This is a genomic window from Pantoea sp. JK (assembly GCF_026130245.1).
In the GTDB taxonomy this organism is placed as follows: Bacteria; Pseudomonadota; Gammaproteobacteria; order Enterobacterales; family Enterobacteriaceae; genus Pantoea; species Pantoea trifolii.
The window spans coordinates 155,390-172,236 of sequence record NZ_JAINFN010000006.1 but is presented as its reverse complement, the minus strand read 5'-3'; the positions used below and the strand labels follow the sequence as shown (position 1 = coordinate 172,236).

Sequence of the window (16,847 nt, the reverse complement as noted above, 5' to 3'; positions counted from 1 at the left end):
GCTGGTGGACAACGTGTTTATTTCACCGCGCCTTCGGTGACGCCGCTGATAAATTTGCGCTGGAACACCAGGAACACCGCCACCAGCGGCAGAATGACAATCATCGCGCCCGCCATCAGCACCGGAATATCGATGGTATTTTTGTTCTGGAAAAACATCATGCCGATCGGCAAGGTGCGCAGCTCGTCTTTATTCACCAGAATCAACGGAATAAGGAACTCGTTCCACGTCCAGATAAACAGCAGCAGCGCCAGCGTGGACAGCGTCGGCCAGATTGCTGGCACCAGCAAACCCCAGAGAATTTTACGGCGCGAAGCGCCATCCATCACCGCCGCTTCCACCAGCTCGCGCGGCACCTGCTGCAACGCGGTGGCGATCATCAGCGTGGTGAACGGCAGCGATAGGGCAATTTGCGGCAGAATCAGCGCCAGATAGGTATTGGTGAGGCCCATCCAGCGCAACTCGTGATAGAGGGGAATAATAAAGGCTTCACTCGGCAGCACCATGCCAAGGCCCAGCAGCGCGGCAACCACCGTTTTGCCGGGGATCTTCAGCCAGGCAAAACCGAATCCCGCCAGAATGCCAAGCAGGATGCTGCAGATCACCACCGGAATCACCACCAGCACCGAGTTCATGAAGTAGACGTTGAAATGTCCCTGCTGCCACGCGGTGACGTAGTTTTTAAAATTCAGCGACGAGGGCAAGGTGAATACGCCCTGAAACAGCTCCATCTGCGTTTTGAACGAGGTCATCAGCGCCATTAAAAACGGCAGAATGGTCATCAGCGCGACAATCCAGATCAGCGCGCGTGAGACAGTTGGCGTGCCGCGCATCAGTGACGCTCCCGTAAACAAAGATGAATTAAGCCGTTGATCATTAACACAATCAGCATACTGAACACCGCCACGGCGGAGGCATAGCCGAAGTAATGCAGATCAAAGCCCTGCTTATACATAAAGATGTTGGTCACCATAGTGGACGTGCCCGGTCCGCCTTGTGTCATCACGTAGACCAGATCGAAAGCTTTGAGGCTGGCGATCACCGTCAGCAATAGCGCGATACGCAGTTCGGGACGCAGCGACGGCAGCGTGATGCGCATAAATTTCTGGCGGCGTGATGAGCCATCGAGATCGGCCGCTTCCAGCAGCGAGGGATCCATGCGCTGCAAGCCGGCCATAAACAGCACCAGGCAGAAACCGAAGAAGTACCAGGTGGCAACAAAGCCCACGGCGGGCAGCGCCCAGGTAAAATCGCCCAGCCACGACTTTGCCAGCTGCGGCAAACCGACGGCACGCAAGAACTGATCGATCGGACCAAACGCCGGGTTATACAGCCAGCGCCACACCACACCGAGCACCGCCATCGGCATGATGTACGGCAGGAAGAAGAGAATACGCAGCACGCTGCGCTCTTTGTTATTGCGCGTCTCATACAGGAAGCTGCACAACAGCAGCCCAACGCCAATCGGAAACAGCGTGTAGAACAGCATCAGCAAGGCGTTATTGCCAAGCGCCACCCAGAACACCGGATCCTGGAACATGCGCAAATAGTTGCCCATGCCGATGAAAATCGGCCACGAAGTGCCGTCCCATTCGGTAAAGCTGATCCCTAACGAGGCCAGCAGCGGCAGCAGCAGAAACACCGCATACACCAGCACCGCGGGCAGAAGATAGAGCGCATTGCGCCAGGCAGATTTATTCAGCATAACCGTACTCGCTTGCGGGCCTGTTGCGGCCCGGCCACTTACGCCGGGCCGTACGTCATCAGTGCTTGAGGGTTTTCAGGTAACGTTGATAGTTGTTATCGAAGTTGATCACCATCTGATCGGCGGTTTGACGTCCCGCCAACAGCAGCTGCACATTCTGATTCAGTTCAGCGTTCATGGTTGGCGTAGCCCAGTCGAGATAATGGCCGAGACCATCGTTGTCATTCAGCGTTACCCACACCTGATAGGCTTCCGCCAGCAGCGGGTTATCCGCCGGAATCTGCGCATTTTTGCTGGTGCCGGCCGGCAGGAAGCCCACTTTCAACCAGCGGTTCGCCATCTCATCCGAGACGATGTAATCGATGAATTTCGCCGCGGCGTCCTGCTGCGCTTTGTCTTTGGCGGTGCTGGTGATCGAGAACGCCAGATCGGTGCCGCCCACCATCAGCGGATGCTGTACGCCCTCGCCCGCTGGCATCGCGGCGAAGTGCAGATCTTTGTTGTCTTTAAATTGGCCGAGATACCAGGTTCCACTGACCAGGAACGCTGCCTGACCATTCTGGAACAGGGTCGCGGCATCATCGTGACCAATGCCCTGGAAGCCGGGGAACAGATAGCCTTTGTCGTTCCAGCCTTTCATCAGGTTGGCGGCTTTCACCAGCTTGTCGTCTTTAAAGGTGCCGCCCACGTCGTAAATCAGATCGTCGAGTTTTTTCCGGTCGCTACTCTCAATCTGCGCTTCCCACAAGGTGCTGAGCAGCTGCTGGCCCATGTTGCCGTCGAGTAAGCCCAGCATCATCGGCGGCGTGCCGGCGGCTTTGAGTTTCTCCATCGCCTGCTCAAGTTCCGGCAAGGTTTTAGGCACCGCGACACCGGCTTTATCCAGCAGCGCTTTGTTGTAATACAACCCCACCATCTCGCCGAGGCTTGCCACGCCGTAGAGTTTGCCGCTGCCGAAATCTTGTTTATCAGACCAGCGGTTACGCTTCAGGATCGAATCCGGGAAACGCGTGGTCCAGCCGTAGGTTTTGGCGTAATCATCCAGCGGCCACAGCAGCTTGTCTTTCACCAGCGAGCCCATATCGCCGCCGCCCTGATTCACCTGCGCAATCTGCGGGCCGTCACCAGCAGTCAACGCCAGCTTGAGCGGAATACGCGTGTCTTCAAACGAGTGCACCGAACGCTGAATCACAATGCCCGGATTCTTTTGCTGGAACGCTTTTACCGCTTCATCCACCGCTTCGGTTTGCTGCGGATAGTTGTAAATGTCCCACTCATTCAGGGTGACGGCCTGCGCGGCTGCCATGGTCGCACCGAGCAAAATCCCGGCGGAGACCAGACGCGACACGGTGCGCAGTGAGCTTTGCAAACGGGAAGGACGATTGGTTGAATCACACATCATGCTCGGTTTCTCCAACAGATGACTGGCATCCCTTCATCTCGACACCTGCGATTCCCGGCAGGTTGATTCAGCAGCGACAACGTACATAATTCATACTTACTTTATGCACAAAAGAAAGTCAAACATCGCCACTGCGGAATTTTTGCTCTGTGATACAGTGCAAAGAGTAAGAAGAAAAGCCACTGGAACAGCAGAGCATGCTGCGATTCCGCGCGCAAACCAGACGGCACTGAGGATTAAAGCCTGAGCATCAGTATAAATCACTCAGGCAAGTGAATCGCTTTAACTTACTGATAGAGCATATGAAAATCCTATCGTTATTATCATTACGCTGCGAGAGCCAAAGGCAATGTGTTGTCATCTGGCGCGTAAACCGGCGTGGCGTGTGAGTTTGTCAGGCGCGCCGTCATGCATTGTGGTTATAGTTCGCATCAGCTTTGTGCGCCAGCGCAATTATTACACCTTGAAAACTAAGTCGGCTTTCTTTACCGTAAAATCTGTTCATCTCCTGACCAAGAGGCTCCACCATGACGGCTGAAGGTGTTATTCGTCGCGCCAGCGAGGCTGATTTCCCCGCCTTGTCGCGCATCTGCTTAGAGACCGCCAATGCCGGGACCGATGCCAGTGCGCTCTACTCCGATCCCGCACTGCCCGGCCTGCGCTTTGTCATTCCCTACGCGCGCTTTGCGCCCGAATTTGCTTATGTGCTGGAACAGCATGGCGAGGTGGTGGGTTACGCGGTCGCCGCGCCCGATACGCGCGCCTTCGAAGCAAAGCTGAATAGCGATTGGTGGCCACAGCTGCAACAGCAGTATCGCGATTACGCGCCGCAGGCGGCGCTCGACAGCAAAGTGCTGGAAGCGATTCATCAGCCCGATGCGGCAGCGGATCAGCTGGTGACACAGTGGCCTGCGCATCTGCACATCAATCTGTTACCCGCCGCGCAGCAAGGCGGTTGGGGCCGCAAGCTGATTGAACAGCTGCTGCACGATCTGCGTGCCGCAGGCGTGCCGGGCGTTTATCTCGGCGTCAGCCTGCAGAACGAGCAGGTGTGCGGCTTCTATCAGCGCCTCGGCTTCACGCCGATTATGCGCAGCAACGCCATTTATATGGGCCAACTTCTCTGATTCGAGGCACCGCATGACCAGCCTGCATCTGCAAAACGTTAAGAAGTCCTACGAGAATGTGAACGTGATTCACGGCATCGATCTCACCATTAACAGCGGCGAATTCGTGGTGTTTGTCGGCCCTTCCGGCTGCGGGAAATCCACGCTGCTGCGCATGATTGCCGGGCTGGAGGAGATCACCGACGGTAAGTTCCTGATTGAAGGTGCCGACATGACCGATCAGCACGCCACCGAGCGCGGCATCGCCATGGTGTTTCAGTCCTATGCGCTCTACCCGAACATGACGGTGCGCGGCAATCTGGCCTATCCGCTGGAGGTGATGAAGCGCCCGAAAGCGGAAATTGAACAGGCGATACAAAAGACGGCGGCACGTCTGCATCTCACTGAATTCCTTGACCGTTTACCGCGTGCATTGTCCGGCGGGCAGCGGCAGCGCGTGGCAATTGGCCGCGCGATTATCCGCCATCCGCGTATATTCCTGTTTGATGAGCCGCTGTCGAACCTCGATGCTGAGCTGCGTTTGCAGATGCGCATTGAGATTGCTCGCCTGCATGCCTCGCTGGGCAACACCATGATCTACGTGACGCACGATCAGCTGGAAGCGATGACGCTGGCGGATCGCATTGTGGTGCTGCGTCAGGGCCGTATTGAGCAGGTTGGCGCACCGATGGCGCTGTATCGCGATCCCGATAATCTGTTTGTCGCCGGATTTATTGGCTCGCCGAAGATGAATTTCCTCAGTGCCGAAGTGGCGGCGATCGCGCCGGGTGCGGTGCGGCTACGTGTGCCCGCGCTGGGCATCAATCAGCTTACGCTGCCGATCGCCGCACCGTGCCGCGAAGGGCAGAAAATCACGCTGGGCATGCGCCCGGAGCATTTCCAGCCGGTGAGCAGCAACGATGATGCCGCGAGTTTCAGCGGCGAATTGTCGTTTAGCGAGATGCTGGGACACACCAATTATCTCTATCTCGATATCGGCGAAGAGAAGCTGCTGGTGATTGAGGAGCGTAACGTGGCGGAACACGCGATTGGCGAGAGGATGAGTTACCAGCTGCGCGCCGAGCATTGTTTGTTGTTTGATGAGCAGGGTTTGCGGTTACGTTAAGGGGTGCGGTGCGTTCATGGTGGCGGTCGCCATAAATGGCGACCGTCTCAACGCGCGCACAAAATCACGACGCGATATCCTCATCGGCCTGCGCGGCCAACAAATCCAGCAACTTATTCACTGCAAACCCAGCAGCGCCCTGCGCCCACATGCGGTTGGATTCGGTGAGGAATTGCAGCGGCGTCATGTGCGGCGTCAGCTTCAAACGGTAAGTCTGGAAACTCTGCGTAATGTGATCAAGCAAAATGCGCGAGGCCATTTGCGGCTCCATCGCCAGATACACCACGTCCGGATCGTAAGCCACCGACAGATTCGCCAGCGACATCCCTAAATGCTGCCCGGCCTCGGCCAGCGCACTCAGCACCTCTGGCGTTGGACGCACATCGAGATCGCGCAGCGTGTGCGGCGCCTCGTCTTTGGTGGTGGCCGCCACGCGCTGCAGAATCGCCTGCGACGATGCCACATCCTCCAGCAAACGCTCAGAGCCGTCGCCCAGCAGCGAAACGCCAATCTCACCCGCTTTGCCGTGACGACCGCGATAGAGCTGGCGATCGAGCAGAATCCCCGCACCGATGCCTTTGCCAAAAGTTGCAATCACCGCCGACTGCGCGTGGCCGAGCTGACCAAACACCAGCGCCGCCATCGCCAGCGCGTTAGCGTCATTTTCAATAAATACCGGCAGCGAGAAGCGCTCTTCCAGCAGCCGGGCAATCGGCACGTTATCCCAGCCCAACGCGCGTGACAGCACGCAAACGCCGTTGCTGGCATCAACCAAACCCGACAGCGCCAGACCAATCGCCCCAACCTTTTTGCCTTCAACGCCGCGCAAAAACTTCGCCAGCGCATCGCCGAGTTGCTTAGGCGTCATCGCGCCGGAAGGAATCTGCTGCTCGCCGATGATGTTGCCGCTGAGATCGGTCAATACCATCAGATTGCGTTCGGCGTTGAGCTGAATCCCCACCACGCTGGCGTGATCCGGATTCAGGCCAAGCAGCGTTTTGGGTCGCCCCATCGAGACGCGACGCAGCCCCAACTCCTGCACGATGCCGCCGGTCAGCAGACGATTGGTGGCTTGCGATACCGTCGACATGCTCAGGCCGCTACGCACTTTGAGATCGGATTGACTAATAGGCGCATTTTCGACAATCAGCCGCAGAATGCGCGCGGTTACGTTGGGAGCGCTCATGAGCCTCTTTATCTGAAGTTAAGCGGGAAGTGTCAGGCTGAACTGCGTGGCGAGGCGAATCGCACCGCTCAGCGCATCGCCCTGCGGCGGCACCAGCAGCGCAGCGATATCCGCCGGCAGCCACGCCTGAATGGGCTCGGCTAATCCGCCCATCAAGGCCAGCTTGCCGTGGCTGCGCGCCAGCAGCGGCTGTACCATCTGCACGATATCCGCGGCGGATTGCTGCACCAGCGCTGTGCCGTGCACATCGCCCTGCTGCGCGGCAGCGAACACCTCTGGCACCACGCGGCCCCAATCGGCAGGCGTCGCCTGTTTCGACCAGATCAGCAGCTGTTCCGGGCTGTTTTGATAGCTTGCCATGATGCGTTGCGTTAACGCCGAGCCGGGCACAATCTCTTCGTGCGCCAGCAGCGCCAGCCGCAGCGCGCTTTGGCCGAGAATCGCACCCGAACCGGCATCCGACAAGGCAAAACCCCAGCCGCCGAGCAGCGTGAAGTGCGCACCATCCCAGGCCGCGCCCTGGCTGCCGGTGCCAATAATAAACACCGCGCCCGGCGCACCGGCGTGCGCACCGGCACAGGCGATTTCGACATCGGTAAATAGATAGCGCGCCTGACAGCGTGGCTGCCAGCTGGCGAGACGGGTTTGTACCGAGGCGACGTTCGCGCCCGCCAGCCCGGCGACGATCACCGTGCGGTCGCGCGCTTCAGCGGGTAAATTCGCCTGCGCAAACAGATCGTCGATCACCTGCTCGATGGCCACTATAGCGGCATCAAACTGCGACCAGACGTTAGCAGGACCGCCTTTGGCTTCCGCCAGCAGCCGTCCGGCGCTGTCGGTCAGGCGTCCGCGACAATGCGTACCACCGCCATCAATACCCAGCATTAGTGATTGCACGCGCTTCCTCCTGCCAGCCCGAAACGGTATGACGCTTATAGATGTGCGAAAGATAGGGGAAAAAAACTTAAATCGCAATAACAAATAAATAGGCAATCCGTATAGTTAATTAAAATAGATATAAATCATACAAATAACAATTTTTCACCAATTGAGATCCGCCACACGGATTGACATTAGTTTTTCTGTCGTAATAAGTTAGCGGTCAGATTATCAGCAGCCTGACAGGTCGGGCGGCTTACAGGCAACGGGCTTCAGGGGTACAACATGAAAGTGGGCATTATTGGTCTGGGCTTTCGTCTTTCCCATGTGGTGAAAGAGTTCAACAAAGCCGACACAGCGTTTTCCGTGGTGGGTTATGTCGATCCGGCTCCGGCAGGATTACCGAATCTGCACAGCTTTGGCATTGATGCGGGCACCGCGTTTGACAGCGTGGATGCGCTGCTGCAACACGGCGGCTTTGATCTGCTGCTGGTCGGTTCGCCGAACTTTATGCACCTTGAACATATTCGTCAGGGCTTGGCGGCGGGCTACACGGTATTCACCGAGAAGCCGGTGGTGATCAACGAAGAGCAGACCATGGCGATGGCACAGCTGGTGCAGCAATATGGTCACGAGCGCATTCTGGTCGGCCTGGTGCTGCGCTACTCGCCGCTCTATCGCGACCTGCTCACCGCGCGCGATGAAAATCGCCTCGGCGAAATTACCTCAATTGAAGCCACCGAACACATCAAGCCCTACCACGGTGCGTTCTTCCAGCGCGACTGGCGTCGTCTTGAGAAGTACGCTGGTCCGTACATTCTGGAAAAATGCTGCCACGATATCGATCTCTATCAGGGTTTGGTCGGCGAGCGTCCGGTACGCGTTGCCAGCTTCGGCGGACGCAAAAACTTCACGCCGCAGCATGCGCCTAAAGGTGCGGTAACGCCGCAGTCTGAGGTGTATCACGTTAAGCCGAGCGGCTGGTCGAGCACCGATGCGGTGTTTGACGGCGATGCCGATATCGTCGATTACCAAACCGCGCTGATTGAGTATGCCGGTGGCGCCACCCTCGCCTTCCACGCCAACCTTAACGTGCCGGATGAGTTCCGCCGCTTCTGCGTGATGGGCACCGATGGCATGGCCGAAGGTGACTTTGTGCGTAACTACTTCCGCGTGCACAACGCCCGCACCGGCGAGCGCGAAGTGGATACCGAGTATGACGGCAACGCTTATGACGGCCATTACGGCGCCGATGCGCTGATGGCAGAAGAGATTGTGAAACACATTACGCAAGGAACGCCGCTGAAGGTTTCCGTGGTGGATGCGCTGGAAGCGGGACTTACCGCGATCAAAATCGATGAAGCGCGAAAATCGAAAACCGTGGTGGATATGACCGAGAGCTGGAAAACCTTTGACGCCAGCCTGGGGAAAGCAATCAACGTGTGATGTTGGGGGATCGTGCGGGTTGTGAAACGGTGCGCATAAATGCGCACCTTACGCCGTAGGGTCGCCATTCATGGCGACCGTCAAAATGGACGAACGAAGTCATGACGGCCAATCCATCAAACCACGGTTTCGTTTTCCAGCTTCTGCCGCTTACGCAGATGCGGGAAAATCGTCATCCACACCCCCACGACGATCAGCGTGCCGATGCCGCCAATTGCCGCTGCGGGCACTGCGCCCATCCACGCCGCCAGCAAACCTGACTCAAACTCGCCGAGCTGATTCGAGGTATTAATGAAGATGGCGTTGACCGCATTGACGCGGCCGCGCATGTCATCCGGCGTATCCAACTGCACCAGCGCGCCGCGAATCACCATGCTGACCATATCGAAGCCGCCCAGCGCCGCCAGCGCGATCACCGAAAGCCAAAGCTGGGTGGAGAGCGCGAACACCAACGTCGCCACGCCAAAACCCGCCACCGAACCGAACATGATCATGCCGACGTTCTTTTCCAGCTTATGACGACTCAGCCACACGCCAACCAGCAGCGCGCCGACCGATGGCGCGCCGCGCAGGATGCCCAATCCCCACGGCCCGGTATGCAGAATATCCTGCGCGAAGATCGGTAGCAGCGCAGTCGCGCCGCCCAACAGCACCGCGAACAGGTCGAGTGAAATCACACCGAGCACATCTTTGCGATCGCGAATAAAGCGCACGCCGGCAAACAGGTTTGGCAGATTCATCGGCAAGCGCGCCTGTGGCGGCCGCTCATAGCGCAGTCGGCTCACCAGCACGATGGAGAACAGATAGAACAGCGCCGAGACGCCATACACCACTTCCGGCCCCGCAACATAAAGGAAGCCGCCAAGCGTTGGGCCGATAATCACCGCCGCCTGTCCGCCCACCGAACTGGCGGCCATGGCGCGTGCCAGAATCGGCGGCGGCACCAGCGCGGGCAGCATCGAGGTAATCGCTGGCCACTCAAGCGCCTTGGCGACGGAGATCAGGAACACCAATCCCCAAATCTCAATCTTGCCTGCCCAGTTCATCAGCGTGAGCGCAACCAGCCCCAGCAGCGCCAGCCACTCAATGCATTGCCCGAGCAACACGATGCGGCGACGGTCGTGCTGATCCGCCAGATGTCCGGCGGGCAGCGCCAGCAGCACGGAAGGTAGAAATTGCATCAGACCGATCATGCCGAGCGCCATCGCGCTGTGGGTCAGCGCGTAGATTTGCCAGCTGACCGCGACCGAGAACATTTGAAAACCAAACGATGAACAGGTGCGCGCCAGCCAAAAGGCGACAAACGACCTGTGCCGCAGCAATGAATCCTCTGCTGCGGATACTGGAGAACCCATAGTTTTATCCCATCCTAAATCATTACATCGGTTAGCGTCGTTGCACCAACCTGGTGAAAAGCCACATCATGGCTTCCGCTTTATTTTTTCAGGCCACAGAGTGCGGCATCTTGTTGAGCCAGGCAATGGCTAGCCGTGCTGTTTAAAAACAGAAGCTTATCCGAAATTAAGCTAAGCATAGCGCTCTTAATATTAGCGGGCTGATGGTTGTAGTTTGATAATATCAACACACATAAGATGATGGCGAATTATCGCTACCGCTTCACTTAATATCTCTCTATCAGAGAAAATTAAAAAAGATCAACTTTATTCAGCAAAGGGTTTATATTGTCGGGGTTAAGATTTCACCAGTCGCCCGTTCTTATAATAATTAAGACGTTGCATCCAATTAATTTATTCACAGAGATAAATGGAAAACAGATCTTATAATCCTTATGTTACTGAGCGCATTCGCCGTTTCGACGGTGCGCTAGCTGGCGTGTGTTATTCAGCACCTTTTATGCATTGCGAACATGAAAGCACGACAACACTTAATGGAGGCAACATAATTTCGCTGCATAACCAGTTGCCGGATGCACCCGAATTAATAATCATCCCGTTGACGGGAAATAACCTTGTGCGCTTTTTACAGGCGCCGGATAATTATTCCTGCCTGCAGAATGAGAATGTACAACTGGCGATCAATTATGCCGACTTAGTTCAGCAAGATAGTGCATTACGCCAGGCCGCAGAGCGTTTCTCATTTTGGCTATATGATTTGGCACCACCCGGCACTTGCTGGAAGAATATATCCACCTTTCCTTTTCGCGGTATTGTGCTGACCGATGAGTTTTTTAACGATAATTACCTCAAGTTCAGCTTTCCTTTTCTGCTGGAGTCCTGTCGCGAAAGAGAAGCGGAGGTAATATTACGTACCCAGCAGTTAACGCTGCCTGCTGAACATTATGCGCAACTTAATTTGAGCGGCTGGCAAGAGCAACGTACAAGCAGCATACTGCTCGAAGGGTAAACGTTTACACAAAGTGTTGCTCTTAGGTGTTATGGCCCGATCTAACCGGACATAACACCGTTATTCCCCCATAAAATGTCGCACTACTTCCTCTCCACGCGTGCAAAGCACTAAAAATATCAAACCCTTTAACGTTTTTAAGATAAAATTTAACGCAAAGGGAACATCTCGCCGCATGGAAAGCGTCGTTCGAACCGTTTCGTTATTTCGTACTCTATGTCGGGAAGCAGCCCAACGCGTTGTTTCCTTTTTAGTTTTTAATGGCAAAGAAAGAGGTCAATATTATGGGGAAAGCTTCCTCATCTTTTGGCGTAATCCGTTTTCTCACAGTGCTTTTTGCACTGCTGACGGGCGCGTTTATGCTGGTTGGTGGCGTTTGGTTAGCCGCCATTGGTGGTTCCTGGTACTACGTTATTGGCGGTGTGGTCATGTTGATCACCGCTATTCTGCTGTGGCGCCGTAGCGGCTCAGCATTACTGCTGTACGCATTGCTGCTGTTGGCAACGCTGGTGTGGGGCGTGTGGGAAGTCGGTTTCGACTTCTGGGCGCTGGCACCGCGTACCGATGTGTTGGTGATCTTCGGCATCTGGCTGATTCTGCCGTTTGTGTATCGCGGTCTGAATAATGCCGGCAAAGGCGCTCTGGCGCTGTTGTCAGTGGCGCTGCTTGCCAGCGTGCTGGTGCTGGCGTGGGCAGTGTTCCACGATCCACAAGAGCTGAACGGTGAAATTCCAGCGGCAGCCTCTAATGCTCCGCAGGCGCAGCCGTTGAGCAACATCAATGATGCTGACTGGCCTGCCTATGCACGTGACCAGCAAGGCACCCGTTTCTCGCCGCTGAAGCAGATCAACACCGGTAACGTTAAAGAGCTGCAGGTTGCCTGGCAGTTCCAGACCGGCGATTTGAAGACGCCAAACGATCCGGGCGAAATCACCGATGAAGTCACGCCAATCAAAATCCGCGACACCCTGTATCTGTGCTCACCGCATCAGATTCTGTTTGCGCTGGATGCTAAAACCGGTAAGCAGAAGTGGAAATTTGATCCGGGCCTGAAGCCGAATCCAACCTTCCAGCACGTGACCTGCCGTGGCGTTTCTTATCACGAAGTCCCTGCTGCAGCTGATGCGGCCAATACCCAACCTGCGCTGTGCTCACGCCGTATTTACCTGCCGGTAAATGATGGCCGCATGTTCGCGCTGGATGCGGAAACCGGTGAACGTTGTGCTGCCTTTGGCAACAACGGTGAACTGGATCTGCAGCACAAGCAGCCAGTATTGACCCCAGGTCAGTACGAGCCAACCTCACCGCCGGTCATCACCGACACTACCATCGTGGTAGCGGGCGCGGTCACCGATAACTACTCAACCCGTGAGCCGTCTGGCGCCATCCGTGGCTTCGACGTCAACACCGGCAAACTGTTGTGGGTGTTCGATCCGGGCGCGAAAGATCCGAACGCGATTCCACAGGATGAACACACCTTCACCATGAATTCACCGAACTCATGGGCTCCGGCGGTGTACGATCCGAAGCTGGATATCGTTTACCTGCCAATGGGTGTGTCAACGCCGGATATCTGGGGTGGCAACCGCACCGCAGAGCAGGAGCGTTATGCGAGCAGCGTACTGGCACTGAACGCCACCACCGGCAAGCTGGTGTGGTCGTATCAGACCGTGCATCACGATCTGTGGGATATGGACCTGCCGTCGCAGCCGACGCTGGCCGATATCACCACCAAAGATGGCAAAACCGTTCCGGTGATTTATGCACCGGCGAAAACCGGTAACATCTTTGTACTGGATCGTCGCACCGGCGAGCCGGTTGTCCCTGCGCCGGAAACCCCGGTTCCACAGGGCGCCGCCAAAGGTGACCACGTTTCACCAACTCAGCCGTACTCCGAACTGACCTTCCGTCCGAAACAGAATCTGACGGACAAGGACATGTGGGGCGCGACGATGTACGACCAGCTGGTGTGCCGCGTGATCTTCAAGCGTCTGCGCTATGAAGGTCCGTTCACCCCGCCGTCTGAGCAAGGTACGCTGGTCTTCCCAGGCAACCTCGGCATGTTCGAATGGGGCGGTATCGCGGTGGATCCACATCGTCAGATTGCGATTGCTAACCCAATGGCGCTGCCGTTTGTTTCCAAGCTGGTTCCGCGCGGTCCGGGCAACCCGATCGAGCCACCGGCTGACGACAAAGGCGGTTCAGGTACTGAAACCGGCATCCAGCCACAGTACGGCGTACCGTACGGCGTGGAGCTGAATCCGTTCCTGTCACCGTTTGGTCTGCCATGTAAACAACCGGCCTGGGGCTATGTCTCAGCGGTTGATCTGAAGACTAACGAAACCGTGTGGAAAAAACGCATTGGTACGGTTCGCGATAGCGCGCCAGTTCCATTGCCGTTCAAAATGGGGATGCCAATGCTGGGCGGCCCAATCACCACCGCGGGTAACGTGTTCTTCATTGGTGCTACTGCAGATAACTATCTGCGTGCGTTCGACACCAATACCGGTGAAATGCTGTGGCAGGCACGTCTGCCAGCAGGCGGCCAGGCAACGCCGATGACCTATGAAGTGGATGGTAAGCAGTATGTTGTTATCGCCGCAGGTGGTCACGGTTCGTTTGGTACCAAGCTGGGCGATTATGTGATTGCTTATGCACTGCCAGATGCGAAGTAAGTTTTCGCGTTGAAGTAACAAAGCGGGCTTAGGCCCGCTTTTTCGTAGGGTCGCCATTTATGGCGACCATCATGATGGGCGCACAGCACGGCAAGTTTGTGCGGTTTTTGCAAAGGTCGCCATGAATGGCGACCCTACGAGTTAGCGGTTACGCAGCACGCGGGCGTTTAACAGCGCGCACAGCGCCATAATCACGCAGGTCGCCAGAAACACTGGACGCATACCAAACGCGCCGCCGATAAAACCGCCGAACAGCGGACCTGAAACCTGGCCGACATACTGCGCCGAAGTGGAATAACCCAGCATCTTACCCACCTGCGACTGCGGCACGCTGTGACGAATCAGCGCCGTGACGCACGGCATCAATCCACCCAGCGCCACGCCCATCAGAAAACGCAGCACCACCAATTGCCACGCTTCGCTGATAAACGCCTGCGGGATCAGCAGCAGCGCGCAGGCTATCAATCCATAAACCAGCACGCGACCATGCCCAACGCGATCGGCCAGCCGTCCCAGACGTGGCGCGGAGATAATGCTGCCGAGCGCGGCGGCGGCCATCACTAAACCAGCGGTGACGGTGATGGCGTGATCGCCGCTGACAAACTGGCCGATATAGAGCGTGATGATCGGCTCAATCGACATATTGGCGAAAATCAGCAGCATGCCCGACAGCCACATCAGGCGCACCACCGGCAGATTCGGCGGTGCCTCATCGGCTGCACTGCTTTGCACGGTTTTCTTGCCGGAGGAGCGCGGCACCTCTTTCAGCAGAAAAGTAGTTGCGAGAAAGGCAAGGAAAATCACCGCGCCGGTCAGCCAAAAGGTGTGACGAATACCAATCAGCGGCGGCAACACGCCGCCCAGCAGCGGCCCCACCACGTTGCCCGCCATGATGCCGGACGACAGCACGCCGAGCGCCCAGCCGGTTTGCTCTTTCGGCGTTTGCGCCGCCACCAGAATGGTCGATCCCGAGGCGTAACCGCCGAGCAAACCCGCCAGCAAACGCAGCGCCACCAGTTGCCACGGCGCGGTGGCCATGCCAATCAGCGACATCGCAATTGCCATGCCGAGGCTGGCGCGAATCAACATCAGTTTGCGGCCATAGCGATCGGCCAGTTTGCCCCACAGCGGCGCGGTCAGGGCGGCGCTGAGGAAGGTGGCGCCGTAGGCTGCACCCGACCAGCGCGCAATCGCCGCCGGTTCCTGCACGCCGAGTTGCTGCACGTAGAGCGGCAGAAACGGCAACAGTAGTGTCATCGCCACGATGGTGCTGAACGAACCCAGCACGCAGACACATAAATTTCGCTTCCAGTGTTGCTGTTCGGGCGCTAACGCGAGTGGAGGTTGCTGCATGGTGATATCCCTGTTTTTTGCTTTTTTAGCAGGCTAACAGCGAGCAATCAGAGAAAACAGGGTTGTTATGATAATTGCCAGGCGGCGTAGCATTGTTGCCAGATAACAACAATTACGCCATGCCGAGCGCCTTGATTAAGGCATCGCACAGCAATGTCACCGGCGAAGAGGGTTGCGGCTGCTCTTTCAGCAACAGATAGCTGTGCAGGCGATCCATTTGCCACTCCGGCAGCACCTGCTGAATTTCGCCGCGCGTCAAAGCATCTTGCGTCATATAAGCAGGCAGATAAGCGATGCCGGTCCCCGCCAGCGCCGCATTGAGCAGCGCCATGCTGTTGTTAGCGCGGAAACGGCTATGTACATCCAACGCCAGCCGCTGTTTATCACGGCGAAATGGCAGCGCGGCGGTGTGCGCCGGACCGTGAAACAGCAGTAAGTCGTGGCGCGTCAGGCGGTCGGGATGATCGATGTCCGCATGCGCCGCCAGATAATCCGGCGTAGCGTACAAGCCCCAATCAATGCTGGCGAGTTCACGATAGTTGGTCGCGTCGGGCGCGCGTGCACGGATGACAATCGCCACGTCGGCGCTGGGTTGCGGGTCATCGCTAGTGGTGAGTTCGAGATCAACGTTGATGTGAATATGGCGGCGGATAAAGTCATTCAGCGTGGGCACCACGCATTGGCAGCCGTAGGTGACCGGCGCCTGCAAGCGCACGTTGCCTGCGGGCAGTTGATGCACCTGCTGCACAAAGGCGTCGGCGCGATGCATCTCTTCCAGCATGCGCACGCAGAACGGATAGTAAGCCTGGCCGAGCTCCGTCAGCACCACTTTGCGCGTGGTGCGCTGCAGCAGTTTGATGCCGAGCCGCACTTCCAGTCGCGCCACTTCGCGGCTGACGTGGGATTTGGAAACGCCTAAGGTGCGTGCGGCTTCGCTAAAGCTTTGCCGTTCCACTACGCGTGCAAACAGCATCATGGCGGAGAGATTGTCGCTGTTGTCCATGTTCTCTGGCAGTTAAGAGAGTGAGAACAGCAGCTTATAACAAATTCCCCGATCCTGGTCGCCATAAATGGCGACCCTACGCGACGGCTAATGGGAACAATAAACGATCCGGCTCGACGCGACGCTGGCGACGCAGCTGGCCTGGCGTAACCATGAAGTAGTTTTTGAAGGTGCGAGTATAAGCCTGCTGCGTATCGAAGCCGTAACTCATCGCCACCTGCAAAATCGCCTCATCGCTGTTAATCAGCGTCAATGCCGATTCGGTTAAGCGGCGCTGGCGAATGTATTCGGCCAGCGAAAAACCGGTGTGCTGACGGAACAGACGTTGCAGATGCCAGCGGGAGTATCCCGAGCGGCGTGCTACTTCATCCAGATGAAGATCGTGCCCTAAGTTATTCTCTATCCAGTCCAGCAAACTACGGATAAATTCGCGCTGATTCATGGGATTCTCCTGCGTTGGCAATGTGTCCAGTGCCGCCACAATAGCGCGTTAAATTTATCCCTTAATTAGCAGAAAATTAGCGCAGAATTAGCAAGCGGGAAAACGGGTATAATTCTGGCCTAATTATCTGTCGCTACACTGCGTTCAGTTAAGTTGGAGG

14 protein-coding genes are annotated in these 16,847 nt (G+C 56.7%); 5 read left to right on the top strand and 9 right to left on the bottom strand.

Translation table 11 applies throughout. From position 1 onward, the window contains the following. Nucleotides 1–17: 17 nt before the first annotated feature. Genes PanJK_RS14820 through PanJK_RS14810 form a run of 3 tightly spaced genes read right to left on the bottom strand, consistent with a single transcriptional unit; the run spans nt 18 to nt 3,107 of the window. Nucleotides 18–833 carry a carbohydrate ABC transporter permease gene (locus tag PanJK_RS14820; protein ID WP_256698201.1) on the bottom strand — a complete coding sequence of 272 codons (816 nt, stop codon included), beginning with the start codon at nt 831–833 and terminating at the stop codon, nt 18–20. Continuing rightward, nucleotides 833–1,705 carry a carbohydrate ABC transporter permease gene (locus PanJK_RS14815; protein WP_061718332.1) on the bottom strand — a complete coding sequence of 291 codons (873 nt, stop codon included), beginning with the start codon at nt 1,703–1,705 and terminating at the stop codon, nt 833–835. The genes PanJK_RS14820 and PanJK_RS14815 overlap by 1 nt, the downstream gene beginning before the upstream one ends. 58 nt (nt 1,706–1,763) lie before the next feature. Further along, nucleotides 1,764–3,107: an ABC transporter substrate-binding protein gene (locus PanJK_RS14810; RefSeq protein WP_008105576.1), complete on the bottom strand. Its 1,344-nt coding sequence runs from the start codon at nt 3,105–3,107 to the stop codon at nt 1,764–1,766. Nucleotides 3,108–3,634: 527 nt separating this feature from the next. On the opposite strand from PanJK_RS14810, the gene PanJK_RS14805 reads away from it, so the two are divergent. Then, entirely contained in the window at nt 3,635–4,234 is a 600-nt protein-coding gene (locus tag PanJK_RS14805; RefSeq protein ID WP_061723467.1) for a GNAT family N-acetyltransferase, read from the top strand. A 13-nt stretch (nt 4,235–4,247) separates the two neighbouring features. Further along, nucleotides 4,248–5,339 (top strand): ABC transporter ATP-binding protein, encoded by a 1,092-nt coding sequence (locus tag PanJK_RS14800; protein WP_265300743.1) that lies wholly within the window; start codon nt 4,248–4,250, stop codon nt 5,337–5,339. Nucleotides 5,340–5,403: 64 nt separating this feature from the next. Here PanJK_RS14800 and PanJK_RS14795 read toward each other — a convergent pair whose 3' ends face one another. Together PanJK_RS14795 and PanJK_RS14790 are read right to left on the bottom strand one after the other, a co-directional pair. Next, nucleotides 5,404–6,525, bottom strand: a complete 1,122-nt coding sequence (locus tag PanJK_RS14795) for an ROK family transcriptional regulator (RefSeq protein ID WP_256698198.1) — start codon at nt 6,523–6,525, stop codon at nt 5,404–5,406. 18 nt (nt 6,526–6,543) lie between these two features. Then, nucleotides 6,544–7,422: a BadF/BadG/BcrA/BcrD ATPase family protein gene (locus PanJK_RS14790; RefSeq protein WP_265300741.1), complete on the bottom strand. Its 879-nt coding sequence runs from the start codon at nt 7,420–7,422 to the stop codon at nt 6,544–6,546. A gap of 267 nt (nt 7,423–7,689) precedes the next feature. Between PanJK_RS14790 and PanJK_RS14785 the strand changes: the two genes are divergently transcribed. Beyond that, a complete protein-coding gene (locus PanJK_RS14785; RefSeq protein WP_265300739.1) occupies nt 7,690–8,850 on the top strand; it encodes a Gfo/Idh/MocA family protein in 1,161 nt (386 codons plus the stop codon). Between the two features lie 116 nt (nt 8,851–8,966). On the opposite strand, the gene PanJK_RS14780 is transcribed toward PanJK_RS14785, so the two are convergent. Further along, nucleotides 8,967–10,205 (bottom strand): MFS transporter, encoded by a 1,239-nt coding sequence (locus PanJK_RS14780; RefSeq protein ID WP_265300737.1) that lies wholly within the window; start codon nt 10,203–10,205, stop codon nt 8,967–8,969. A 409-nt stretch (nt 10,206–10,614) separates the two neighbouring features. On the opposite strand from PanJK_RS14780, the gene PanJK_RS14775 reads away from it, so the two are divergent. Together PanJK_RS14775 and PanJK_RS14770 are read left to right on the top strand one after the other, a co-directional pair. After that, nucleotides 10,615–11,214, top strand: a complete 600-nt coding sequence (locus PanJK_RS14775; protein WP_265300735.1) for a hypothetical protein — start codon at nt 10,615–10,617, stop codon at nt 11,212–11,214. A gap of 284 nt (nt 11,215–11,498) precedes the next feature. Continuing rightward, entirely contained in the window at nt 11,499–13,889 is a 2,391-nt protein-coding gene (locus PanJK_RS14770) for a glucose/quinate/shikimate family membrane-bound PQQ-dependent dehydrogenase (protein ID WP_256698192.1), read from the top strand. Between the two features lie 141 nt (nt 13,890–14,030). On the opposite strand, the gene PanJK_RS14765 is transcribed toward PanJK_RS14770, so the two are convergent. The 3 genes from PanJK_RS14765 to PanJK_RS14755 form a co-directional block, all read right to left on the bottom strand. After that, complete coding sequence (locus PanJK_RS14765; protein ID WP_265300733.1) at nt 14,031–15,242, bottom strand: MFS transporter; 1,212 nt, start codon at nt 15,240–15,242, stop codon at nt 14,031–14,033. A 112-nt stretch (nt 15,243–15,354) separates the two neighbouring features. Then, a complete protein-coding gene (locus tag PanJK_RS14760; protein ID WP_265300731.1) occupies nt 15,355–16,245 on the bottom strand; it encodes a LysR family transcriptional regulator in 891 nt (296 codons plus the stop codon). A gap of 76 nt (nt 16,246–16,321) precedes the next feature. Then, nucleotides 16,322–16,687 carry a helix-turn-helix domain-containing protein gene (locus PanJK_RS14755; RefSeq protein WP_008105596.1) on the bottom strand — a complete coding sequence of 122 codons (366 nt, stop codon included), beginning with the start codon at nt 16,685–16,687 and terminating at the stop codon, nt 16,322–16,324. Nucleotides 16,688–16,847: the final 160 nt, after the last annotated feature.